This window comes from Pseudoduganella sp. R-34, from assembly GCF_049904655.1.
Classification (GTDB): Bacteria; Pseudomonadota; Gammaproteobacteria; order Burkholderiales; family Burkholderiaceae_D; genus Rugamonas.
The window spans coordinates 2,407,419-2,431,893 of record NZ_CP184572.1 but is presented as its reverse complement, the minus strand read 5'-3'; the positions used below and the strand labels follow the sequence as shown (position 1 = coordinate 2,431,893).

The following is a 24,475-nucleotide window of genomic DNA, read 5'->3' as shown; positions in this document are numbered from 1 at the left end:
GACAATGACTGATCAAATCCAAGACCTGGACGCCTGCTGGAACCGTATCGGCGTCGCCGGCGACCATAGCTGCGAGATCCTCGACAAGGCGGTCCACTGCCGCAATTGCGACGTGTATGCCGGCGCCGCATTGCGCAACCTGCAACGCCCTGTCGATCCGGCCTACCTGCGCGAATGGGCCGAACACTTCCGCGCCCCGCAAGATGAGGGCACGCGCCACGACAGCTCCTGCGTCGCCTTCCGCATTGGCCGCGAGTGGCTAGCCCTGCCGACCAATATGTTCCAGCAGATTGCGCCGAAAGCCATTTCGCATCGCCTGCCGCACCGCAATGCACGCGGGCTGCGCGGCATCGTCAACGCTGGCGGCAAGCTGTATCCCTGCATCTCGCTGGCCGAACTGCTGGGCATCGACGAAGCCGGCGGCGAGGCAACCGGCGGCCGCCATGTTTTCGCCCGCATGCTGCTGGTGCAGTGGGAGGGCCAGTCCTACGCCCTGCCGGTGGCGGAACTGCACGGCATCATCCGCTATGCGGCCAGCGAACTGAAACCACCTGCCGCCACCATCAACAAGGGCATTGAGCGTTACCTGGCCGGGGTCCTTCCGCACCAGGACATGCAGGTGGGCTGCCTGGACGACAGCCTGCTCGGCCACCAGCTAGCGAGGACCTTGCGATGACCGACAAGAAGGATGACCTGAGCCAGTTCTCCATGCTGGACCTGTTTCGCATGGAGGCCGACAGCCAGACCCAGATCCTGACCGACGGCCTGCTGGCCTTCGAGCGCCGCAACGACCCGGCTGCCGTGGAATCGATGATGCGCGCCGCGCACTCGATCAAGGGCGCCGCGTCCATCGTTGGGCTGGAGATGATCGTGCAACTGGCCCACGGCATGGAAGATGCATTCATCGCCGCCCAGGCAGGCAAACTGAAACTGACTGCCAACCGGGTTGACACCCTGCTGGCTGCGGTCGACCTGATCGTGCAGTGCTCGCGCCTCAATGGCGACCTGGATGCCTGGCTGGCGGCCAATAGCGCGCAAGTCGGCAAGACCATGCATGATGTGCAGGGCATTGCCTTCCTGCCCGAGCCGGTCGAACTGCCGGCTGCCCTGCCGCCGCCCGCGCCAGCCATCACGGCGGCGCCGGCAGCGGAGCCGGCGCCTGAGGTCCGGCCGGAGAGTCTGGTCGCGGCGGCGCCGGCCGACGGCGTAGCGGAACAGCCGGTGCCCGGCCGCTCGCTTCCGCCGATGAAAACCGCACAAAACTTCGACCGCCTGCTCGCGCTGGCGAGCGAAGCCCGCATCAACGCCCACCAGTTGCATCCCCTGATCCAGGGCATGCAGCGCTACAAGCGCAACCAGGCCGCCCTGTTCGCGGTGCTGGAAGACGTGATGGAAGCCGCATCCCGCACCAGCGACCCGGCACTGAAGGAAAAGGCCCTGCTGGCGATCCAGAAAAGCCAGCCGCTCAAGCAATTCATGCTGGAGCACATCACCGACATGGAAAACTACGAGCGCCGTCTGCTGACGGGCTCCGAAAACATGGTCGATGAAGTGCTGTCGCTGCGCATGCGGCCTTTCCGCGACGGCATCCAGCACTTCCCGCGCATGGTGCGCGACCTGGCCCGCAACCTGGGCAAGGACGTGGTGCTGCAAGTGGAAGGCGAAGACACGCTGGTCGACCGCGACATCCTGCTGCGCATCGAAAGCCCGCTCAACCACATGCTGCGCAACGCCGTCGACCACGGCATGGAAAGCGCGCAAGAAAGGCTTGCAGCCGGCAAGCCAGCCACCGGCACCATCGCGATGGAGGCGCGCCACCGCGCCGGCATGCTGAATATCGAGATCAGCGACGACGGCCGCGGCGTCGATCCGGAAAAAATACGCAGCACCGTCATCGAGCGCAAGATGGCCACCGAGCAGATGGTAGCCGCCATGTCGCACGCAGAGTTGATGGAGTTCCTGTTCCTGCCGGCCTTCAGCCTGAAGGGGGGCATTACCGAGATTTCAGGCCGCGGCGTCGGCCTGGACATCGTGCACGACACCATCCGCCAGCAGAACGGCACGGTGCGCATCGATTCCGAATTGGGCAAAGGCTTCCGCACTTCGATCACGCTGCCGCTGACGCAATCGATCGTGCGCGCCCTGGTGGTGGACGTCAAGGGCGAAGCCTATGCGGTTCCCATCGTCAAGGTGGAGCGCGTCCTCATGGTGCAGCAAAGCGCCGTGCACACGCTGGAGAACAAACAGTTCTTCGACCATGACGGCGAACATCTTGGCCTGGTGGCTGCGGCCCAGGTACTGGAGCTGGGCGATATGGAACATGCCGAGGAAATGCCCGTCGTCGTCATCGGCGGCAGCGCGCGCCGCTACGCCCTGGTAGTGGACAAGATCCGCGGCGAGGAAAGCCTGGCAGTGCAGGCGATTGACCCGATTTTCGGCAAGATGCGCGATATTTCAGCCGCCGCCCTGCTGGACGACGGCGAACCGGTATTGATCCTGGACGTACCGGACCTGTTGCTTTCCGTCGAAAAGCTGCTGGAAGAAGGCGGCCTGCATCAACTTACGCGCTCAGACCACGCCGGACGGCGTAGAATGAAACGCATCCTTGTCGTGGACGATTCGCTGACAGTGCGCGAGATGGAGCGTAAATTGCTCGTCGGGCGCGGTTTTGAAGTGGACATCGCGGTCGACGGCATCGATGGCTGGAACGTGGTGCGCAGCGGCGACTACGACCTGGTCATCACCGACGTCGACATGCCACGCATGGACGGCATTGAACTGGTCACCCTGATCAAGAAAGACCTGCACTTGCATAAGCTGCCCGTCATGATCGTCTCCTACAAGGACCGGCCGGAAGACCGTGCACGCGGCCTGGCTGCGGGGGCGGACTATTACCTGACCAAGGGCAGCTTCCATGACGAGACGCTGCTGGATGCGGTGTCCGACCTGATAGGCGACGCTTACCGATGAGGATCGCCATCGCCAACGATGTTCCGATGGCGGCTGAAGCGCTGCGGCGCGTGGTCGCCAGCACGCAGGAACACCAGGTGGCATGGATCGCCCGCACCGGTCTCGAAGCGGTGCTGAAATGCGCAACCGACCGCCCTGACCTGGTCCTGATGGACCTCAATATGCCGGAACTGGACGGGGTTGAAGCAACGCGCCGCATCATGGAGGAAAGTCCCTGCGCCATTCTGGTGGTGACGGGGCGCCCGCAGGACAACGTCAACCAGGTATTCCGCGCCCTGGGCGCCGGCGCCCTGGACGTCACGGCCACCCCGGTGCTGCAGGGGAAAGAAGGCGGTGACGCGGAGTTGCTGCACAAGATCAAGACCATGGACAAGCTGATCCGCCACAGCGGCGGCAACCAGTCCATGCCGCCGCGCCGGCACGCAACGCTGCCGCAACCGCGCGAAGCGGTGCTCGACACGCTGGTGGCGATCGGCGCCTCGACCGGCGGGCCCATGGCAGTGGCGCGCATCCTGGCCGGCTGGACCCCGCCCGCCAATTGCGCCGTCGTCGTGGTACAACACATCGACGAAAACTTTGCCGACCATTTCGCCAAATGGCTGTCGGAACAACTGGCGGTACCGGTGCGCCCAATTGAAAACCGCACGCCCCTGCAGGGTGGTATCGTCATGGTCGCCAAGAGCAATGACCACCTGGTACTGGATGAAAAACACCAACTGGGTTACGATGCCAACCCGAAGGATTATGCCTACCGGCCCTCGGTCGATGTGTTCTTCAATTGCGTGGCGCAGCACTGGAAAGGCGACGCAGTCGGCGTGCTGCTGACCGGCATGGGACGCGATGGCGCCGAGGGCATGCTGGCATTGCGCCGCGCGGGCAAGAACACCATTGCCCAGGATCAGGCCAGTTGCGCGGTATACGGCATGCCGCGCGCCGCGATCGAACTGGACGCGGCGCAAACCATCCTGCCTCTCGATAAGATCGGGCCATTCCTGCGAAGCACGATCGGAGGCAAACTGATTTAAAGGAAAGCGATGCCTGACGTACTCACCTTGAACCTGGAAACCGAGCCAAGCCTGACCCACTTCAAGGTACGCGTGCTGCTGGTTGACGACCAGTTGATCATTGCGGAAGCGGTACGGCGCATGCTGGCCGACCAGGAAGACATCGAGTTCCACTTCATCACCGATGCGCGCGAAGCGATTGCCGTCGCCAACTCGATGCAGCCTACCGTAATCCTGCAGGACCTGGTGATGCCGGAAGTGGACGGCTTTGAGCTGATCCGCCGTTTCCGCGCCGAGGAAATGCTGGCGCATGTTCCGATCATCGTGCTGTCGGCGCGCGAAGACCCCAAGCTCAAAGCACACGGCTTTGCCGTCGGCGCCAACGACTACCTGGTCAAGCTGCCCGACAAGCTGGAGCTACTGGCGCGCGTACGCCACCACTCGAATGCCCACATCCACCGCCTGCAGCGCGACCAGGCCTTCCGCTTCCTGCGCGAAAGCCAGCAAAAGCTCGCCGCCGCCAATGTGGAGCTGCAAAAGCTCGCCGCGCTCGACCCGCTGACCGGCATCTCCAATCGACGCCGTTTCGATGAAACGCTGATGCTGGAATGGCAGCGCGGCAAGCGCGACAAGACACCCTTGTCGCTGCTGATGATCGACGTCGACTATTTCAAGCAGTTCAACGACAGCTACGGCCACCCGGCAGGCGACCTGGCGCTGAAAAAGGTAGCGGCAGTCATGACCGAGAACCTGAAGCGCCCGGCCGACCTGGTCACGCGCTACGGCGGCGAAGAGTTCGCCATCATCCTGCCGGAGACCGACAATGCCGGTGCGATGAACGTGGCCCAGTCCTGCCTGCGCCAGCTGGAGAAACTGGAAATCGAAAACGCCAATGCCGCGCCTTACGGCGTGCTCACCATGTCGATCGGCGTGCGGACCGTCGTGCCCACCAAGCAATCATCGTGGAGTGAACTGGTATCGGCCGCCGACCGCGCGCTCTACGCCGCCAAGGCAGGCGGCCGCAACCGCGTCGTCAACGCAGAATGAAAGTCGGGGTCAGGTCTGGCAATCCGCCATGTTTTTCGCATCGCGAAAAACATGGCGGATTGCCAGACCTGACCCCGACTTTTAAATGAATACTGGCTCGGGTTCGAGCAATACGCCGTAGCGCGCAGATACGTCGGCCTGGATGGCTGCGGCCAGGGCTTGCACTTCGGTGCCGGTGGCGCCGCCGTTATTCACCAGCACCAGGGCCTGTTTTGGGTAGACGCCGGCGGCGCCCATCGACTTCCCTTTCCAGCCGCATTGGTCGATCAGCCAGCCCGCAGCGAGCTTTTCACTGCCGTCCGGCTGGCGGTGGTGCACCAGTGTTGGGAACTTCTCCAGCAACTGGGCGCAGTGCTCGGCACTGACCACGGGATTCTTGAAGAAACTGCCGGCATTGCCGATTTGCGCCGGGTCGGGCAGCTTGCGGCGGCGGATCGCGATCACAGTGTCGGCTACCTGCTGCGGCGTTGGCGCCGCCAGGCCCTGCTCCGCCACGGCATTGGCCAGTTCGGCGTAGCGCAGGTTAGGCTGCCAGGCGCGCGGCAAGGCAAAGCTCACGTCGAGGATGATCAGCTCGCGTCCTTCGTGCTTGAAGATGCTGTCGCGGTAGGCGAAGCGGCAGTCGGCGCCGTCCATTACCCGCACTTTGCCGCTGGCCGGGTCGAACGCCGTCAGCGACAGGAAACAGTCCTTGGTTTCCGCCCCGTACGCCCCAATATTCTGGATTGGAGCTGCGCCCACGGTACCCGGGATCAGCGAAAGGTTTTCCAGCCCGCCGACGCCCTGCGCCAGCGCCCACTGCACAAAGCCGTGCCAGGTTTCGCCGGCTGCGGCGCGGACGTGGTGGTGAGTCGCGGTGCCGGCCAGGATTTCGCGGCCTTCCAGCGCAATATGCAGCACCAGGCCCGGAAAATCGCGGGTCAGCAGCAGGTTGCTGCCGCCGCCCAGCACCAGGCGCGGCATGGCCGCCAGTTGGGGATCGGCCAGGGCGTCGCGCAACAGCTCCAGCGATGTCACGCGCAGGTAATGTTTGGCGCGTACATCAATACCAAACGTATTTAAATGCTTCAGTGGGTATTCGTGCTGGAGAAAATCAGGGAAAGGCATGGGTAGATCAAGTTTTTGCTCGATTATAGTGCAATTATGACAAAAACGACCGAGCGTTCGCTTGTTTGTCCGTTAAAATGTCGCTTCTTTTGAATCCGCCCCTTGGGCGGGTGCTTCATTGTAAAGGAAAGAATATGCCATCGTTTGACGTAGTATCCGAAGCGGACATGATCGAGGTGCGCAACGCCGTCGACCAAAGCAACAAGGAAATCTCGACCCGCTTCGACTTCAAAGGCAGCGATGCGCGCGTAGAACAAAAAGAAAACGACCTGACGGCATTCGCCGATTCGGAATTCCAGCTTGGCCAGGTGCGCGATGTGCTGACCAACAAGCTGGCCAAACGCAAGGTCGACGTGCGCTTCCTCGACGAAGGCAAGGTAGAGAAGATTGGTGGGGACAAAGTCAAGCAGGTCATCAAGGTGAAAAACGGTCTCGATTCCGAGACCGCCAAGAAGATCACCAAGGTAATCAAGGAAAGCAAGATGAAGGTCCAGGCCAGCATCCAGGGCGAGTCGGTACGTGTGAGCGGTGCCAAGCGCGACGACCTGCAGGCTGCGATGCAGCTGCTGCGCAAGGACGTGCCGGACACGCCTCTGGAGTTCAACAATTTCCGCGATTGATCGAAGGACTGTAATGAAACGTGTTGACGATTTCCGCCTCAAGTTTGGCGACAAAGAGTATGTGCCAATCATGATCGGCGGGATGGGCGTGGATATTTCCACGACCGAACTGGCGCTGGAAGCAGCGCGCCTTGGCGGCATCGGCCATATTTCCGATGCCATGGTGGAGGATGTTTCGGACCGCAAGTTCGACACCACCTTCGTCAAGGACAAGACCCGCCTGTACAAGCACAACATCAACAATATGGACAAGTCCGAGGTGCAGTTCGACCTGGGACGCCTGGCAGAAGCCCAGCGCCGCCACATCGGCGACACCATGCAGCGCAAGGAAGGCCCTGGCCTGATCTTCGTGAACTGCATGGAAAAGCTGACCATGAACGGCCCGAAGGAAACCTTGCGCACGCGCCTGAACGCGGCGCTGGACGCGGGCATCGACGGCATCACCCTGTCGGCCGGCCTGCACTTCGGCTCCTTCGCGCTGATGGCCGACCACCCGCGCTTCCGCGAAGCGAAGCTGGGCATCATCGTTTCCTCCGTGCGCGCGCTGCAGATCTTCCTGCGGAAGAACCAGAAGCTGAACCGCCTGCCCGACTACGTGATCGTGGAAGGCCCGTTGGCCGGCGGCCACCTGGGTTTCGGCCTGGAAGACTGGAAGGATTTCGACCTGCACCAGATCGTGCAAGAGATCCTGGACTACATGAAGGCGGAAAACCTGGACGTTCCAGTGATCGCCGCAGGCGGCGTGTTCACCGGCAGCGATGCGGTGTCCTTCCTGGAGATGGGGGCGGCCGGCGTGCAGGTAGCGACCCGCTTTACCGTAACCAAGGAATGCGGCCTGCCTGAAGACGTGAAGCAGGAATACTTCAAGGCCAGCGAGGAAGACATCATCGTCAACGGCGTTTCGCCGACCGGCTATCCGATGCGCATGCTGAAGAGCACCCCGGCAATCGGCGCCGGCATTCGTCCGGGCTGCGAATCCTACGGTTACCTGCTCGATGCCACCGGCAACTGCGCCTACATCAATTCGTACAACCGTGAAGTGATGGCCAACGGCGGCAGCGACAAGGGCATCAAGGTGATGGACAAGACCTGCCTGTGCACCCACATGCGCAACTTCAACTGCTGGACTTGCGGTCATTACACCTACCGCCTGAAGGACACTTCGTTCAGGAAGCCGGATGGTTCCTACCAGATCCTGACTGCGGAGCACGTGTTCAAGGACTACCAGTTCTCGACCGATAATTCTATAGCTTTACCTGAAAAAGACTTCTAATTCGCTTGCCGGGCAATGGTGCCCGACCCTGCGGGTCGGGCACCGGTTAGAGGTTCTACCCTTCCTTGTTGATGCGCACGATCAGCGCGCCCAGCACATCCTCCGCCATCTCGTTCTCCACCTGGCACGTCCCGGCATTCTCATGCCCGCCCCCGCCGTATTCCAGCATCAGCGCCCCGATATTGGTCTTTGACGTACGGTTCAGGATCGACTTGCCGGTCGCGAACACCGTATTCTGGTTTTTCAGGCCCCACAGCACGTGGATAGAGATATTCTGCTCAGGATACAGTGCATAAATGACAAAGCGGTTACCCGCATAAATCGTCTCTTCATGGCGCAGATCCAGCACCACCAGGTTCTTATGCACGCTCGAGCAGCGGCGAATCTGCTCCTTGCACTTTTCCGCGTGGTCGAAATACAGGTCGCTGCGCTCCTTCACATCCGGCAGCGCCATGATTTCGCTGATCGTGTGCGAGCGGCAGTAATCGATCAGGTCCATCATCAGGTTGTAGTTCGAAATGCGGAAATCACGGAAGCGCCCCAGGCCCGTGCGCGCGTCCATCAGGAAGTTCAGCAAGTCCCAGCCCTGCGGGTTGAGGATTTCATCGCGGTTGAACTGGGCCGAATCGCCTTTGTCCACCGCCAGCATCATGTCGTTCCACGCCGAAGGGAATTTGTTGCCGCCGCCGTAGTAGTCGTACACCACGCGCGCGGCCGACGGCGCACCGGGGTCGATCACGTGGTTCTGCCGCTCGCCCGTATTGCGGATGGTTTCGGACAGGTGGTGGTCGAACGCCAGATAAGCGCCGGATACGTAAGGAAGGTTGGTGGTGATATCGCGGCTGGTAATGGCGATTTTCCCATCCTGCATATCCTTCGGGTGCACGAACAGGATCTCGTCGATCAAGTCCAGGTGCTTGAGCAGCACCGCGCACACCAGGCCATCAAAATCACTGCGGGTAACAAGGCGGAACTTCATGGAAGGCACCCCTATCGCTGATGAATTGGAAGCCCATATTACCGTGATCTTTCAAAGCCTGTCGAGCCGCCCCGCAAAGTCGTCCGCGCGCATTTGAGCAATCACGTAATCGACGAAGGCGCGCGTCTTGGCCGGCAACAGCTTCTTGCTGGAATAGTAGATCGACAGCGGCCCCACCTCCGCATGCCAGTCCGGCAGCAGGCGCACCAATTGGCCGGATTCCAGCAGCGGGGCCGCATGCGGCCCTGGCAGCAGCGCCACGCCCAGCCCCATGCAGGCCGCCTGCGCCATCGCTTCCGGATCGTCGAAGGTGGCGACTGCGCTGAATTGGGCCACCGCCTCTTCCCCTGCCGCGTTGCGCAGCAGGTATTCGCGCAGGCGTCCGGTTTCGGCGGAGCGGCGCGCAATGCCTTTCCACCCGGCCAGCTCGGACGGATGGGAAGGCCGCTTGCGGCCAGCCAGGCAGGACGGGGCGGCCGTGACCAGGATGCGCGGCCGCCCCAGTTCGCGCGCCACCACGCCGGGGGCCAGTTCGATGCCGCCGCCGATAGCAACGTCATAGCCTTCCCCGATCAGGTCCACCGTGCGGTTGTCGAAACGCCAGTCGTGCTGCACGCCCGGATAGCGCTGCAGGAAGCCCTTCAGCAACGGCAGGATGTACATGCGGCCCACCCCATGCGCCACCGCCACCTTGAGGGTGCCGGCCGGTTCGCCCGCATCCTGTGCCGCGCCTGCGATCGCGCCTTGCAATTCGGCCAGCGGGCCGCGCACCTGCTGCAGCAAGCGTTCGCCGGCCTCGGTCAAGGCCAGCCGGCGCGTGCTGCGCTGGAACAGGCGTACGCCCAGTTGCGCCTCCAGCCGCGCCACGTTCTTGCTGACCGCCGCCGGCGTCAGTCCCAGGCGCCGCGCCGCCTCGGAAAAGCCGGCGCATTCGGCGCTCTGCAGGAAGGATTCCAGGAGATTCAGTGGCTGCATTTGATACATTTGGTTGAAAGTGATAATCAATATTACCATCTAGTCGGCATGCAATGTCGCGACCATACTAGCTTCATCCCAACCAACATTCAGGAGCAAAATCATGAGCAAGATCGCATTCGTTACCGGTGGTTCCCGCGGCATCGGCGCCGCCATCGTGCGCCGCCTGGCCAAGGATGGCGCCACGGTCGCCTTCACCTACCAGAGCTCCGGCGCAGCAGCCGACGCCCTGGCCAGCGAAATCACCGCTGCCGGCGGCAAGGCCCTCGCACTGAAAGTCGACGCCACCGATGCCGTTGCAACCCGCGCCGCCATCGACGATATCGCCAAGCGCTTCGGCCGCCTCGACATCCTCGTCAACAACGCTGGCGTGCTGCACCTGGGCGACGTGTCCGAACTGACGCTGGAAGACTTCGACCACACCATCGCCGTCAACGTGCGCGGCGTGTTTGCGGCCACCCAGGCAGCTGTGGCGCATATGAAAGCCGGCGGCCGCGTGATCAATATCGGCAGCACCAATGCCGAGCGCATGCCCTTCCCTGGCGGTTCGATTTATGCGATGAGCAAATCGGCGTTGACTGGCCTGGTGCAAGGCCTGGCGCGTGACCTGGGCCCGCGCGGCATCACCATCAACAATGTGCAGCCTGGCCCGGTGGACACCGACATGAACCCGGCGCACAGCGATTTTGCCAAGGCGCTGCACGACCTGATGCCGATCAAGCGCCACGCGCGCGGCGAGGAGATCGCCGCCATGGTGGCCTACCTGGCCAGCGACGATGCCGGTTACGTGACCGGTGCCGGCCTCAATATCGACGGCGGATTCGCCGCCTGACCTTCGGGGTACAGCCGTGCCAGCACGTGCGCCGTGATGCCGGTGATCACGGCGCTGGCCGGCGCCAGGTCGCGCTCTTCCTGCTCGCGCAGGGTCTTCCAGAGGGCGGCAACCTCCGTTTCATGCAACGCCACGGCCTGCTCCACTTCCTCCTGCCAGAAGGGAGGCGCTTCGCTCTCGACGAAGTTGCCGCGCCCGCGGCCGAAATGCGCGACGGCGAGGTAGCGCAGCACGCTGGATACCAGCAGCGTGCGCAGGAAATCGTCGGACAGCGACATGGTCGGCACTTCACGCTCCATCCCGACATTGAAGCCCCAGGCCGCGCCGGCAAAGGTCAGTGCGCCGATCACGCCGCCCAGCAATGCACCCGTGCCCAGCGTCAGGCCGCCGGCAGCCAGGTCGGCCGACAAGCCGGTTGCCGCTCCCGAGACGATGGCCCCCAGCAGCGCCGCCTGTCCCTTGTCGACCGGCGCCAGCACCACGAAGTTGTTGCTGACGCGGGCATTGATCTTGGGCGCCTCGCTCGGGTCCAGCTTGTGCAGCGCCAGCAGGTTGACGGTCGCCTGGCCGATCGAGAGGTTGAGCCGCGCCACCAGCGTATTCATGGCCCGGTCCTGCCGCTTACGGTCCTCGCCCTTGCCGATGCCGATGATCTTCAGGGCCGATGCGATGACGCCGCGCTCCACCGTTTCCACGATCTGCCTGTCGTGCGCAGCATCGGCCAGCTGGTGCGCCATCACCGCCATGGATTGCTTGAAGCGGCGCGCATTGGTGTCTTCCCATACGGAGAACAGGCGCTCGTAGGCCGGCTGCTTTTCCGGCCCGACCAGCGCCCCCAGCGCATCGTAAAACACGCGCTCGTGCACCCAGCAACGGGCAAAGGCATCCAGCGGCAGCACTTCGCGCACCTGGCCGAACTGCAGCATGAAGTCTTTCCAGCGCAGCAGTTCGGCCTGCTCTTCCGGCAGCGGCCGTGGAGGCCCCATCTGGTTCAGCAGCACCAGCACCGGCTTGCCCAGCCAGTCGAGGATGCGCATTTCGGCCGGGATGTAGCCGGCATCGGCCGGGTTCTCGGTGGAATTGACCAGGTACAGTACAACGTCCGCTTCGTCGCGCGCGGTGCGCACGGCTTGCTGGCTAAGCCAGAAAGGACGGTCGCGGTAGCGATCCACCACCTCGCGCAGGAACCAGCCGATCGGATTGCCGGTCAGCGCCAGGCGCTTCATCAGGCGCATGGAGTCGCCAAAGCCCGGCGTATCCCACAGAACCAGGCGGTCGCCTTGCTGGGTCGTCATCAGCGCATGCGATTCGGCGAAAGCCGTGACATGGGCGGCATCGCGCACCTGGCCGACGTCGGTGCCCAGGAGGGTGCGGGCCAGCGTGGTCTTGCCGTTGTTGGTGTGGGAGACCAGCGCAAGCTGGATGGTGACAGGCGCGCCGCTCATGCCGGATTCTCGCTTGCCGCCATGGGCGCCAGCAAATCGACCACCATGGGCTCGGCGCCGTGCTGTATGCAGAACTCGCGCCATAACTCGATACGCTCGCTCAAGCGGGCGGCGTCCATGCGTGCTGCCAGCGCGGACTGGTCAAGCAAGGCAATGAGCTTGCGCCCGCGCCCCAGCGCAGCCAGGAAAACGCCGTGATTTTCCTGTTCCGGCGTGGCGGCGATGCCAAACAACACTGCATTGGTCACGCCTTCTCCGGCCTCCAGCGCCGGCGCTTCGCTGCCGTATGCGGCCGGCGGCAGCAGCCGTAGGCGAGCCTGCTCGCCAAGCATCGCTTGCGCCAGGATATCCAGTCCCTTGCTGCGCGCTTCGTCCACCGTCAGGCTGTAGGGCAGCACGCGCAACAGGCCCGGTTCGCCGCCGGCAGCCGCCGATAGCTGGCGGTAGTAAGCATGGTCCAGGTCGAGCGGAAAATGCCGGCGCAGCCACAAGGCGCGCAGCGCGGCAATGGCGCCCAGCGCAAGTCGCGGCAGCACCACATACAGCAGCAGGCTTGCAGCATACAGGTGCACCCAGCGCGCGCCGTTGCCCAGGCGCGATCCTTCCCAGTTCTGCAAGCCCATCACCTCGTCCATCGTGAAGCCTTCCAGGCCAAAGATGAATTCCACCGGCGCGAACAGCACCGACAGCAGATGGTGTACCTGCCACGGGCTGAGGAAGGTGCTCTCCCAGCCCGCCGCGTAGCTCTCGACGATACCGCGTGCGTACAGCGACAACAAGGCGCCGGCGGCAAAGGCGGCGGCCGACCAGTGCAGGATGCGTGCGATGCGGGCCAGGTTCAGGCGGGCGCCCACGCGCGCCCAGTCCACCATGAATTGCAGCACGCCGCTCGCCAGCGCCTGCGGCAGCCGGCGCGGTATATGGCCGCCGCCCAGCGCCATGCGGTTGGCCAGGCCCCGCCGCAGGCCGGCCCGGCGTGCAGGCAGCAGCGCCCACAAGACGAGCAACAGGTAGGCCAGCATATTCCAGGCGATGATTCCCAGCAGCGGCATTGACAGCAAGTCGACGCGGTGCGGGTCGCCGAAGCGCTCTGCCATGCCGCCAGCCAGCAGCGCCGCCAGCGGCAGCATCCAGCTTGCTCCCCACAGGCCGCTATGGCCTTGCGTGACGGAGGCGAACAGCTTGTGGCGTGCCGCCAGGCGCTTGAGCAATTGCTCGGCGCGGTGGTAAAGGAAGTCCGGCAGCGTGGACGCCGATCGCTGCTCGGCCGCCTGCCAGTGCGCCAGCTCGCGCGCTGTGCGGCTGGCGAATTTTCTGTCGTCGTCAGTCAGCACTTCTTTGTGCTGGTCGGCCTCCTCGATGGCCTTGACCAGCATGATGGCTCGGGCGGTCTTTTCGTTCATTCAGCCCTCCAGGCAGGCGCCGGATTTTCCGCCCTGCAGCGAGATCGGCTGGCCGGGCCGTTCGACCTGGTAATACAGTCCGATGATGCGCCAGCCATCATCGGCGCGGTATAACTGGATGCTGTTGACGCCCGTGAAACTGGCTTGATGCGCATTGCGCTCGTTGCGCGATTCGACCACGCTGTAGACAGTGGCAAAGCGGTCGTACTGGCGCACTTCGCGCGCCACTTCACATTCGTAGAAGCCCTTTTCAGCGGCACGTCCAATGCCTGCGGCGAAATCGCTGCCGCGCGCCACGGACAGCGCGGCGACGCCGTCGCGGTAACGGGCGCCGTAGACCATGGCGTCAGGGTGGAGGATGGCGCGCAGGGCCGCCTCATCGCCGGCCTGGCCGGCAGCGTGGCTAAGGGAACGCCACAGGGTGGCGACTGCCTGTTCCGGCGTGGCCGGGGCGGCCAGCATTGCCGCAGCAAGAATGATTGCATTCATGCACCGAGTGTACCACCAGACTCTCCAGTGAAAAATCCGAATATCGCCTGGCGACGTTTCCACTGCAAGGACGGCCACAGGGTCAGCGCGCACGCACACTGGAAACGTTCCCATTATTGTTGCAAACACGGCACGGAAAGGCTGTTGACTTCAAAATTTGAGGAGTGCTATATTGCGCCAACCAGAGTGGAAACGTTTCCAGTTTGATGACGAAAATCCCACACTTCCAGCTGATCCCCGGCGTATTTTATTGACAATCGATTTTGCTGCCCCTAGTATTTTTAAGCATGTTATGGAAACGTTTCCATGCTAGTTGGGAGGCGGCCAGACTATAAGAACCAAGGAGACCAAATGCACTATCCAAAGGCGAAGCAGACATTGATGAGCCTTGCAGTAGCCACCGCCAGCGCGGCGCTCATCGCACCAGCCCAGGCGCAGGAATCGGACCAGGCAGGGGTGGCGCCCGCCCCTGCCAGTACAGGCGACGTGACCACGGTGGTTGTGACCGGGCTGCGCGCCAGCCTGGGTTCCTCGATGAACCTGAAGCGCAATGCCGACGGTATCGTGGACGGCATCGTGGCAGCCGATATCGGCAAATTCCCCGACACTAACCTCGCTGAATCGCTGCAGCGCATCAGCGGCGTGTCGATCGACCGCTCCATCGGCGAAGGCTCCAAGATCACCGTGCGCGGCGTGGGTCCCGACTTCAACCTGGTGCTGCTGAATGGCCGCCAGATGCCGACCTCCAACCTGGGCGACCTGAATGGCCGCGCCTTCGACTTTGCCAACCTGGCTTCGGAAGCGATCTCGCAGATCCAGGTCTACAAGACCGGCCGCGCCGAAACGCCGACCGGCGGCATCGGCGCCACCGTCAATGTGCTGACCGCGCGTCCGCTCGACCGCCCGGGCATGGTGGCCAGCGTCGGCGTCAAGGCGGTACATGACACCTCGCACAACAAGCTGCCAGGCGACGTCAAGCAAGGCAGCGCCACCACGCCGGAGGTGTCGGGCATCTACAGCAATACCTTCGACGACAACCGCTTCGGCGTGGCGCTCAGCGCCAGCTACCAGGAGCGCAACCTGGGCTTCAACCAGGCAGCCGTTTCGAACGGCTGGCGCGGCCCTTACCAGGGCAATGCGGGGCCGGTCCCGCAAGCCGGCGCCACCAACCATCCGAAAGACAGCGACATTTACTCGCTGCCGCAAAACCTGAACTACAACATGAACGGCGTGCAGCGCCAGCGCACCAACGGCCAGTTGACCTTGCAGTGGGCGCCGCTCAAGCAGCTCACCACCACGCTGGACTACACCTACTCCGAGAACAAGATCCAGACCCGCCGCCAGGACTTGTCCGCCTGGTTCAACTTCGGCCCGTCCACTTCGACCTGGAGCAACGGACCGGTCGCCGCGCCGCTGGTCTACACCGAACTGCTGCCGGCGGCCAACAGCGATATCGCCATGGGCGGCGCCGACTTTGCCACCAAGACCCAGAACAAATCGCTCGGCTTCAACGCCGCCTGGAAGACCGATGGCCTGAAGCTGGAGCTGGACATGCACATGTCCAGCGCCGTATCCAAGGCCGACAGTCCTTTCGGCTCCAGCAACGTGATCGGCACCGCAAGCTTCAGCCGCGGCGACACTACCGTCGACTTCCGCGACGACTTCCCGGTGTTGAGCATCCAGGGCGCGGATTTCGCCAGGGCTCCGCAACAGGTGACGGGCTCCGTATTCCAGAATGGCTACATGAAAGGCGAGATCGAACAGGCCCAATTCAAGGGCAGCATGAAGCTGCTGGAAGCGTCGAACCTGAACTTCGGCGTTGGTGCGATCGAAGTGAAGAACCGCTCCGCCATGTCGACCCAGCAGCGCGATTCCTGGGGCGGCGCGTCGACGGCATCGGACTACCCGGCCAGCCTGTTCCACCAGGAGTCGCTGCGGCAGTACTACGACAAGATCAACGGCAGCGGCAACCCTGCCCTGTTCAACCAGTTCTACACTTTCAATTTTGCCGAAGTGCGCGCCCTGACCGCCAAGGTCACCGGCCTGCCGGACATGTACATGCCGAAGAGTACCTTCGACTCCGACCAGCGCACCCAGGAGAAATCGAAAAGCGCCTATATCCAGTTCGGCACCGACTGGGATACCGCGATCCCGATGCATACCAATATCGGCGTGCGCTATGAAAAGACCGACGTCATCTCGACCGCGCTGGTACCCGCAGCGACCGGCATCAGCTGGGTGTCGGCCAATGAGTTCCCTCTCAGTTTCGGCGCGCCGACTTTCACTACGCTGGACGGCAAATACAGCCATTGGCTGCCCGCCGTGGACTGGGATGCCGATATCCGTCCCGACATGAAGCTGCGCGCCAGCTACGGCGAAACCATCGGCCGTCCGCGCTACGACCAGATCCAGGGCGGCACCACGCTGGACCGCCTGGCGCGCGATTTCGGCGGCACCGGCAGCCAGGGCAACCCGCAACTGAAGCCGGTGAAGTCGAAGAACCTGGACCTGTCGTGGGAGTGGTATTACGGCCAGCAAAGCTTCGCCTCGATCGGCCTGTTCCACAAAGACCTGAGCAACTATGCCGGCCAATCGAAGATCACGGCTACCCCGTTCAACCTGCATACCCCGGTTGGCGGCGCGCTGTGGAACGAAGCTGTCCAGCAGGGTAATTGCGGCACCGACCGTGTCTGCATCCGCAACTACATCTTCCGCAACCATCCCACCGCTCCCGGCGTGACGCGCGGTCCGGACGACGCCAGCGGCAATGCTACCGGCACCATCGTCGGCCAGCCAAACGATCCGGTGATGTCGTTCGAGATCAACTCTTTCGCCAACCAGAAGAACGAGAAGCTGAAAGGCGCAGAAATCAATGTGCAGCATATGTTCGGCAATTCGGGCTTCGGCCTCTCGGCCAACTACACCTGGGTCGATTCGGGCTTGAAGTACGACAACTTCAAGATTGGCGAGCAATTTGCGCTGGTCGGTCTGAGCAACTCCGCCAACCTGGTCGGTATCTACGAAGACAAGAACTGGTCGATTCGCGCGGCCTACAACTGGCGCGACAAGTTCCTGTCCTCGACCTTCGACGGCGCAGGCCCCAATCCGAACTACACGGAAGCCTACGGCCAGCTCGACCTGAGCGTCGGCTACGCCTTCAACGAGAAGTTCAGCGTGCAGTTCGAGGCGATCAACCTGACCAATGAAATCCAGCGTGTCCACGGCCGCGCTGAAACGATGGCGCTATTCGTGACCCAATCCGGGCCGCGCTACATGCTGGGCGCCCGCTACAAATTCTGATGACAAGCGGCGGCGTGCCCGGGGAGGCAGCACCACCCGGCCCGCCGTCCAACCGAGGATCTCCATGGCCAGAGCTGTCCTGCTGAATAATATCGACCACAAAGACTTGCGTGTGCAGACCGGGCGCGGCGCCCATTTCGGCGACAACGTCATGTCCGCCCTCTCCTTCCCGGCCGAATTCCGCGACGTGCAGGCCAGCTACCCGATCGTGTTCCGCCGGGCTGCCGGCGGCGGCTTCGAGGCCCATGCGCTGTTCGGCTTCCAGGAGGGCGAAAACCTGTTCCTCGGCTTGCACGGCTGGGAGGCGCCTTACGTGCCGCTGGCAATCGAGCGCCAGCCTTTCCTGATCGGGGTGAGCGGCGATGAATTGACCGTGCACATCGACCTCGAAAGCCCGCGCGTCGGCACTTCCAGCGGCGAGCGCGTATTCCTGCCGCATGGCGGCACCTCCGAGTACCTGGAACGCATCAACGCTACCCTGCTCGCCATCCACCAGGGACTGCGGCAGGCACGAGGCTTTCTGGCGGCGCTCCTGGAGCACCAATTGCTCGAGCCCTTTGTATTCGATATCGAACTCGATGATGGCGCACAGTGCCGGCTGGCCGGCTTCCACATTATCAACGAAGAGCGCCTCGCTACGCTGCCGGGCAACGTGCTGGAACGCCTGAACCGCGCCGGCTACCTGCAGCCGGTCTACATGGTGATCGCGTCCATGTCCAACTTCCGCACCCTGATCGAACGCAAGAACCGCGCCCATGCTGCCCAGTGCTGAGCCAATCCGGGAACTGCACGGCGTAACCCCGTCCGACCTGGGCGATGAAGTGCTGGCGTCCACGCGGCCGCTGGTACTGCGCGGCCTGGTGGCGCGCTGGCCGGCGGTGCAGGCTGGCCGCAAAGGCGCCGACGGCATCGCACGCGCAGCCAGCGCCGACGCTTACCTGCGCCGCTTCTGCCGCGACGCCAGCGTGGTTGCCATGCTCGGCGCACCCGCCATCGGCGGACGCATTTTCTATAACGAAGACCTGAGCGGCTTCAATTTCACCTCGGTGCACACCCGCCTCGACCACGTGTTGAACGAACTGGCGGCACACCGCGGCAACCCGCGCCCACCCGCCATCTACGTCGGCTCCACCACCGCAGAAACGGCCCTGCCGGGCTACCTCGAAGAAAACCCGCTCGACCTGCATCCGCGCGACGCGCTCGCGAGCATCTGGATCGGCAACCAGACCCGCGTTCCGGCCCATTACGACCTGCCCGACAACCTGGCCTGCGTCACTGCAGGCCGGCGCAGGTTCACGCTGTTCCCGCCGGCGCAGCTGGAAAACCTGTATATCGGCCCGCTGGACTTCACCCCGGCCGGCCAGCCGATCAGCCTGGTCGACCTGGGCCAGCCGGACCTCGAGCGCTTTCCTCGCTTCAGGGAAGCGATGCGCCATGCACAAGCCGCCGAACTTGAGCCCGGCGACGCCATCTTCATTCCCAGCATGTGGTGGCACCATGTGGAAGCGTTGGAGTGCTTCAATGTCCTGGTCAATTACTGGTGGCGCCGGTCGCCTGCATACATGGACACGCCTGCCAATGCGCTGTTGCTCTCGCTGCTATCGATCCGCGACTTGCCGCCTGAGCAGCGCCACGCCTGGGAGGAAATCTTCCGTCATTACGTATTTCAGGCCGATGAGAAAACCGCAGCCCACATCCCCGCCGGCGCAAGGCGTGCTCTTGGCCCGATCGACGACGACACAGCACGCATGCTGCGCGCCCAGCTTCTCAGGAAAATCAACCGATAACGGAGACCGAAGTGAGAGACGAACAGTTCCTGCGCCGCCCAGTGCGGCGCGTTGTCATTGCAGGCGGCGGCACTGCAGGCTGGATGGTTGCGGCGGCGATTTCCCGCAACCTTGGCAAGGTCCTCGACATCAAATTGGTGGAGTCCGACGAAATCGGCACCGTCGGCGTTGGCGAGGCGACCATCCCCAGCCTGTTGAATTTCCATCGTCTGCTGGAGATCAATGAACAGGAATTCATGGCCGCCACCAGGGCCACCTTCAAACTTGGAATCAGCTTCGAGAGCTGGCGCAACGTACAGGAAGACTACATTCATTCCTTCGGCGTGACCGGCACCGATCACTGGACCGCCGGCTTCAATCATTTCTGGCGCAAGGGGCGCGAACGAAAGCTGGCCGGCGACTATGGCGACTACTGCCTGGAGCTGAAAGCGGCACAGCTGAACCGCTTTGGCCACCTGCCGCGCGAAGGCATCAACTACGCCTACCATCTTGATGCCAGCGCCTACGCACGCTTCCTGCGCAAATATTCGGAAGGCTACGGCGCCCAACGGATCGAAGGAAAAATTGCCAGGGTCCACACCGACGGCGCGATCGGCCATATCACGGCGCTGCAACTCGATTCCGGAGCCATGCTGGAAGGCGACCTGTTTATCGATTGCACCGGCTTCCGGGCGTTGCTGATCGGCGAAACCCTGGGCGCGGCATTGGAAGACTGGTCGCAATGGCTGCACAACGACAGCGCAATCGCAGTACAAACGTCTTCGACGGGGGCGGCCGTGCCCTATACCCGGGCCATCGCCCACGAATGGGGCTGGCAATGGCGCATCCCGCTGCAGCATCGCGTCGGCAATGGCATCGTCTACTCCAGCAAATTCGTCGACGACGATACCGCACGCGCCAAACTCATGTCGAACATCGTCGGCGAACAACTGGTGCAGCCACGCCTGATCCGCTTCAAGCCTGGCCAGCGCCGCCAGGTATGGAGCAAGAACTGCATCGCTATCGGCCTTGCCAGCGGCTTCCTGGAGCCGATTGAATCGACCAGCATCCACCTGATCCAGCGCAGCATCATCCGCCTGCTGCAGATGTTCCCTTCCGCGGGCATTTTCCAGTCGGAGGTCGACGAATACAACAAACAGGCCTGGGACGAGATCGCACATATCCGCGACTTCATCATCCTGCACTACAAGGCGACGAACCGCCGCGATGCACCTTTCTGGCGTCATTGCGCCGAGATGGAGGTGCCTCCATCCCTGCAGCAGCGTATTGACATGTTCCGCGACACAGGCCGCGTGTTCCGCCTGTCGAACGAACTGTTCGCCGAAAACTCATGGGTGCAGGTGATGCTGGGCCAGGGCATCATGCCGCTCCAGCACCACCCTTCCGCGGACCTGATGGGAGATGCGGAGCTGTCCTATTTCCTCGACAGCATCCGCAACAATGTGGCGCGTACCGTAGCGCAGCTGCCGCCGCACCAGCAGTATGTGGAAAACTACTGCGCCGCGTACATGGAAGAATACCTGGCGCCGAAGTAAAGAATGAAGGTGTAGCAGGCGGCCGGCAGCATGAAGGACGCCTGCACACCGATCGAATCGGCCAGCGCGCCTTGCGCAAACGGCACCAGCGCACCGCCGACAATGGCCATGCACAGGATTCCCGACCCCTGCCCCGTGTACTTGCCGAGCCCATGCAGCGCCATGCTGAAAATGGTCGGGAACATGATCGAATTGCACAATCCAACCGCCAGGATCGCCCACATCGCCGCGCTGCCTTTGCCGAACACCCCCGCCAGCACCAGCGCAATCGCCAGCAAGGAATTGAAGGCCAGCGTCTTGCCCGGGCTGACAACCCGCATCACAGCGAAGCCGATAAACCTGCCCACCATGGCGCCGCCCCAGTAAATGCTGACGTAGCGCGACGCCTCGGCATGCGACAAGCCGGCAATATGCGGCTCCCCGAGGAAATTGATCAGGAAGCTGCCGATGCTGACTTCCGCGCCCACGTACAGGAAGATGCCGATGGCGCCGAGCACCAGATGGCGATGCGCCCACGCGGAACCTTGCCCGTCCCCCGGTTGCGCCAGATCATCGCTGGCGGCGACCCGAGGCAGCCTGGCGGCATGGAACAGGACGGCCAGCAGCGCCAGCGCAGCAGCCAGGCCAAGGTAAGGACCGCGCACCGTCGCCGCATCCGCTGCCGCGCCGGCGGCTGCGCCAACGGCCGACAGGATCAGCAAGCCCCCGACTGCCGGGCCGATCGTGGTGCCGAGCGAATTGAAGGCCTGGGTCATTGTCAACCGGCTCGACGCCGTGCGCGCCGCGCCCAGTACCGTCACGTACGGGTTGGCGGCCACCTGCAAGACGGTGATGCCCGATGCCAGCACAAAGAAAGCAAACAGGAACAGGCCATATCCGCCGAACGATGCGGGATAGAACAGCGCGCAGCCGCAGGCGGCGATCAGCAGGCCGGCCACCGCGCCTTTCTGGTAGCCGATGCGGCGAATCAGCGCGCCGGCGGGCATCGATACGATGAAATAGGCGCCAAAGAAGCAGAACTGCACCAGCATTGCCTGGACATAGGTCAGCGTATAGATCGACTTCAGGTGCGGGATCAGGACGTCGTTCAGGGAAGTGATCAAGCCCCACATGAAGAACAGGATGGTGACGATCACCAGGGCACCGGTGTTGCCGCCGTCCTGCCGGGCGCCGGCCGCCTCCTGCTGCGTGGCGGGGGATGAGTTGGGAGCGATGCTTGCCATTCAGTTCTCCTGTCCCAGTTCTTCGCAAGGTATCGCGTCGGCAGCTGTAGCTGCGCCTCCAGCGATTTCGATATTGGCAATGGCCACGGCGAACGGCGCCTCGGCGCTGATGGCGAACGGTGCATCCATGCGCTCCAGCTGCAGGCCCCGGGCCGTGAAGCAGGCCAGAGGCAGCTTGACTGACTGCTTGCCCTTGCCCGCAATGCGGGTGAACAGCCGGGTCGCATCCAATGCGGTGTCCTGCATCGCCAGCATGACTTTTCCCCGCGGCGCGGCAGCGACGATCGCATCAAATTGCAGTGCTCCATCACGCATGGCGGCGGCAGGCAATACGATAGGCTTTGCGCCGCGCGCAACGAGGGCGGCGCCGGTCGGGGCGCCAGCCGACCATGTCACCAGCTTGGCGTCTTGCTGCGTGTTCACCTGCGCTGTCTGCACCGTGATGCCGGGCAGGCGGAACGTCGCGTTCAGGTCCGCGCCCAGTGCGATTTGCTCGCCGCCGCTGCGGATCACGAGAGGGAAGCTGGCGCGGTCGGCCTGGCCGTGCACTGGCACGCTATTGCTCGATCCACAGCCGCCAGAAGCATAGGAAGCATCCAGCTTGCCCAGCGTGGAACGCTGCGCCTTGCGCAAGCCGTAGTTCAATGCGAACAGCGGCGCATAGCCGGCCTGGCCAAAGTTCAACGGCGTCTGGCATGCCGCTCCGGGCCAGGAAAAGGATAGCCTGCCACGGAAGTCATAGCTGCGCGGGCCAGCCACCAGCAAATCGGACACGCCCTTGCCTTCGGTGCCCGGCAGCCATGCCGCGATAAAGGTATCGGAAAGGTTGAGCAGGTCGTTCACGAACAGCGGGCGCCCGGCAACAAATACGGTAATCACCGGCTTGCCCCTGCCCGCCACCGCTTCCAAGACCGCAAGGTCTTCCGGATACCGGCTGCTGTGGCGCAACGTGCCCGACGGTCCGATGTCGCCATCGCCTTCCGCGTACGGGCGCTCACCGACGACCGCGATCACTGCATCGAAGCGCGACAGGTCGACGCCTTGCGCATCCACGCTGAAATCCACGTTGCCCTCTCCCGCCGCTGCGCGGATGCCGGCCAGGATGCTATCGGCATTCGGGAAATCGGCATTGGTATTATCGGTCCCCTGCCAGGTCAACGACCAGCCGCCGGCCTGGTTCGCGATATTGTCGGCGCTCTTTCCGACCACCAGGATCTTCTTGCCGCGCGCCAGCGGCAGCGCCGGTCCTTCGTTCTTCAGCAGCACCAGCGTCTCCCGCACGGCGCGGCGTGCCAGCTCCCGGTCCTGCAGGGCAGCGTCCAGGCCGGCATGGGCGTTCTGCGAAGGACTCTTGCCGAACAGGCCCGCACGCAGCTTGACGCGCAGGATGCGTGTCACGGCATCGTCAATGCGGGACATCTGTATCTCTCCCGCCTTCACCTGTGCGATGGTGTTGGCAATTAAGGCTTTCCAGTCGTCCGGCACCATGATCATGTCGATGCCGGCATTGATCGCCTGCGGACAGCTATCGTTACGGCAGCCTGGCACTTCGGCGATGCCGTTCCAGTCGCTTACAACGAATCCGTCAAAGCCCATCCTGGTCTTCAGCACATCGGTCAGCATCTCGCGGCTGCCGTGCATTTTCACCCCGTTCCAGCTATTGAACGAGGCCATGACTGTCTGCGCCCCTTCCGCCAGTGCCGGCCCATAGCCTGCACCGTGGATATTGACCATGTCCGCCGGCGACACCTTGGTGTTGCCGCGATCCTTGCCCTGGTCGGTGCCGCCGTCGCCGACAAAATGCTTGGCGCTGGCCAGCACGTTGGCATCGGACCTGAATCGCCCCTGCAGGCCTTTCACGTATTGCCCGGCATATTGCGCCACCAGCCTGCCGTCTTCCGAAAAGCTTTCATAGGTACGCCCCCAGCGGTCGTCGCGCACTACCGCGACAGTCGGGCCGAAGACCCAGGCGATGCCGGTTGCGCGCACGGCCTTGCCCGTCGCCGCGCCGATCTCGTAGGCGAGCCCGGGATCATGCGCCGCACCGAGGCCGATATTGTGCGGATACAAGGTAGCGCCGAACACATTGCTATTGCCGTGCATTGCATCGATGCCCCACACTACCGGCACCTTGACTGCCATGTCGGTGTCCATCGATGCGTCGTGGTATTTCTGCGCCAGGTCCAGCCACTCGGCCGCCTTGGCACGCTTGTTCCCATTGGGCCAGCTACCGCCGCCATTCAGCACCGAGCCGAGGTAGTAGCGCCGCACGTCATCCGGCGTAGTGGCCTTGATCTCGGACTGTGTCATTTGCCCGATCTTTTGCTCCAGCGTCATCTTGCCGACAATATCGGCGACGCGCTTCTCAAGCGCCGGGTCGCGCTTGATTACGCTGCTTGCTTGCGGCCAGTCGGCCAGCGGCGCTGCCGCTGCCGGTAGCGCCATTGCAAGCGCCGCGGCCAGCATTGAAACCTGTTTCATCCTGC

General features: G+C 63.2%; 19 protein-coding genes. 11 read left to right on the top strand and 8 right to left on the bottom strand.

Translation table 11 applies throughout. The features are described 5' to 3' along the window. Positions 1 to 4 precede the first annotated feature (4 nt). The 4 genes from ACN9MW_RS11135 to ACN9MW_RS11120 are packed head-to-tail and all read left to right on the top strand — an operon-like array spanning position 5 to position 5,021. A complete protein-coding gene (locus ACN9MW_RS11135) occupies positions 5 to 676 on the top strand; it encodes a chemotaxis protein CheW (RefSeq protein ID WP_426170720.1) in 672 nt (223 codons plus the stop codon). After that, positions 673 to 2,970 carry a hybrid sensor histidine kinase/response regulator gene (locus ACN9MW_RS11130; RefSeq protein WP_426170718.1) on the top strand — a complete coding sequence of 766 codons (2,298 nt, stop codon included), beginning with the start codon at positions 673 to 675 and terminating at the stop codon, positions 2,968 to 2,970. Before ACN9MW_RS11135 ends, ACN9MW_RS11130 begins: the two co-directional genes overlap by 4 nt. Then, entirely contained in the window at positions 2,967 to 3,995 is a 1,029-nt protein-coding gene (cheB, locus tag ACN9MW_RS11125) for a chemotaxis-specific protein-glutamate methyltransferase CheB (protein WP_426170716.1), read from the top strand. Before ACN9MW_RS11130 ends, cheB begins: the two co-directional genes overlap by 4 nt. A gap of 9 nt (positions 3,996 to 4,004) precedes the next feature. Continuing rightward, a complete protein-coding gene (locus ACN9MW_RS11120; RefSeq protein ID WP_426170714.1) occupies positions 4,005 to 5,021 on the top strand; it encodes a diguanylate cyclase in 1,017 nt (338 codons plus the stop codon). An 81-nt stretch (positions 5,022 to 5,102) separates the two neighbouring features. Here the strand turns inward: ACN9MW_RS11120 and murB are convergent, their stop codons facing one another. Then, entirely contained in the window at positions 5,103 to 6,128 is a 1,026-nt protein-coding gene (gene murB / locus ACN9MW_RS11115; RefSeq protein WP_426170712.1) for a UDP-N-acetylmuramate dehydrogenase, read from the bottom strand. 134 nt (positions 6,129 to 6,262) lie between these two features. Between murB and ACN9MW_RS11110 the strand changes: the two genes are divergently transcribed. Further along, the gene (locus tag ACN9MW_RS11110; RefSeq protein ID WP_057262600.1) at positions 6,263 to 6,748 is read left to right on the top strand and encodes a YajQ family cyclic di-GMP-binding protein; all 486 of its coding nucleotides are present in this window, start codon (positions 6,263 to 6,265) and stop codon (positions 6,746 to 6,748) included. 13 nt (positions 6,749 to 6,761) lie between these two features. Further along, positions 6,762 to 8,021 carry a nitronate monooxygenase gene (locus ACN9MW_RS11105; protein ID WP_426170709.1) on the top strand — a complete coding sequence of 420 codons (1,260 nt, stop codon included), beginning with the start codon at positions 6,762 to 6,764 and terminating at the stop codon, positions 8,019 to 8,021. A gap of 55 nt (positions 8,022 to 8,076) precedes the next feature. On the opposite strand, the gene ACN9MW_RS11100 is transcribed toward ACN9MW_RS11105, so the two are convergent. Continuing rightward, complete coding sequence (locus ACN9MW_RS11100) at positions 8,077 to 9,000, bottom strand: exopolyphosphatase (protein ID WP_426170708.1); 924 nt, start codon at positions 8,998 to 9,000, stop codon at positions 8,077 to 8,079. Positions 9,001 to 9,051: 51 nt separating this feature from the next. Then, positions 9,052 to 9,975 carry a LysR substrate-binding domain-containing protein gene (locus ACN9MW_RS11095; protein WP_426170706.1) on the bottom strand — a complete coding sequence of 308 codons (924 nt, stop codon included), beginning with the start codon at positions 9,973 to 9,975 and terminating at the stop codon, positions 9,052 to 9,054. 103 nt (positions 9,976 to 10,078) lie between these two features. Between ACN9MW_RS11095 and ACN9MW_RS11090 the strand changes: the two genes are divergently transcribed. After that, on the top strand, positions 10,079 to 10,807 hold the full coding sequence (locus ACN9MW_RS11090; RefSeq protein ID WP_426170705.1) for an SDR family oxidoreductase: 729 nt from the start codon (positions 10,079 to 10,081) through the stop codon (positions 10,805 to 10,807). On the opposite strand, the gene ACN9MW_RS11085 is transcribed toward ACN9MW_RS11090, so the two are convergent. From ACN9MW_RS11085 to ACN9MW_RS11075, 3 genes are read right to left on the bottom strand one after another with little or no spacing between them, the layout of a single operon-like run. After that, positions 10,759 to 12,252, bottom strand: a complete 1,494-nt coding sequence (locus tag ACN9MW_RS11085; RefSeq protein ID WP_426170703.1) for a DUF3482 domain-containing protein — start codon at positions 12,250 to 12,252, stop codon at positions 10,759 to 10,761. The two genes, ACN9MW_RS11090 and ACN9MW_RS11085, sit on opposite strands and share 49 nt — an antisense overlap. Beyond that, entirely contained in the window at positions 12,249 to 13,655 is a 1,407-nt protein-coding gene (locus tag ACN9MW_RS11080; protein ID WP_426170702.1) for a DUF2868 domain-containing protein, read from the bottom strand. Before ACN9MW_RS11080 ends, ACN9MW_RS11085 begins: the two co-directional genes overlap by 4 nt. Continuing rightward, positions 13,656 to 14,144: a hypothetical protein gene (locus ACN9MW_RS11075; RefSeq protein WP_426170701.1), complete on the bottom strand. Its 489-nt coding sequence runs from the start codon at positions 14,142 to 14,144 to the stop codon at positions 13,656 to 13,658. It abuts the gene before it with no gap. Positions 14,145 to 14,525: 381 nt separating this feature from the next. Between ACN9MW_RS11075 and ACN9MW_RS11070 the strand changes: the two genes are divergently transcribed. The 4 genes from ACN9MW_RS11070 to ACN9MW_RS11055 all read left to right on the top strand — a co-directional run bounded on the left by ACN9MW_RS11070 (position 14,526) and on the right by ACN9MW_RS11055 (position 20,766). Further along, on the top strand, positions 14,526 to 17,444 hold the full coding sequence (locus ACN9MW_RS11070) for a TonB-dependent receptor (protein ID WP_426170699.1): 2,919 nt from the start codon (positions 14,526 to 14,528) through the stop codon (positions 17,442 to 17,444). A gap of 64 nt (positions 17,445 to 17,508) precedes the next feature. Beyond that, positions 17,509 to 18,216: a SapC family protein gene (locus tag ACN9MW_RS11065; RefSeq protein WP_426170698.1), complete on the top strand. Its 708-nt coding sequence runs from the start codon at positions 17,509 to 17,511 to the stop codon at positions 18,214 to 18,216. After that, positions 18,200 to 19,231, top strand: a complete 1,032-nt coding sequence (locus ACN9MW_RS11060) for a cupin-like domain-containing protein (protein WP_426170697.1) — start codon at positions 18,200 to 18,202, stop codon at positions 19,229 to 19,231. Before ACN9MW_RS11065 ends, ACN9MW_RS11060 begins: the two co-directional genes overlap by 17 nt. A gap of 11 nt (positions 19,232 to 19,242) precedes the next feature. Then, the gene (locus tag ACN9MW_RS11055; protein ID WP_426170695.1) at positions 19,243 to 20,766 is read left to right on the top strand and encodes a tryptophan halogenase family protein; all 1,524 of its coding nucleotides are present in this window, start codon (positions 19,243 to 19,245) and stop codon (positions 20,764 to 20,766) included. Here the strand turns inward: ACN9MW_RS11055 and ACN9MW_RS11050 are convergent. Both ACN9MW_RS11050 and ACN9MW_RS11045 read right to left on the bottom strand, forming a co-directional pair. After that, entirely contained in the window at positions 20,724 to 21,989 is a 1,266-nt protein-coding gene (locus ACN9MW_RS11050; RefSeq protein ID WP_426170693.1) for a sugar MFS transporter, read from the bottom strand. The two genes, ACN9MW_RS11055 and ACN9MW_RS11050, sit on opposite strands and share 43 nt — an antisense overlap. Next, positions 21,990 to 24,470 (bottom strand): glycoside hydrolase family 3 N-terminal domain-containing protein, encoded by a 2,481-nt coding sequence (locus ACN9MW_RS11045; RefSeq protein ID WP_426170691.1) that lies wholly within the window; start codon positions 24,468 to 24,470, stop codon positions 21,990 to 21,992. It abuts the gene before it with no gap. Between the last annotated feature and the right edge of the window lie 5 nt (positions 24,471 to 24,475).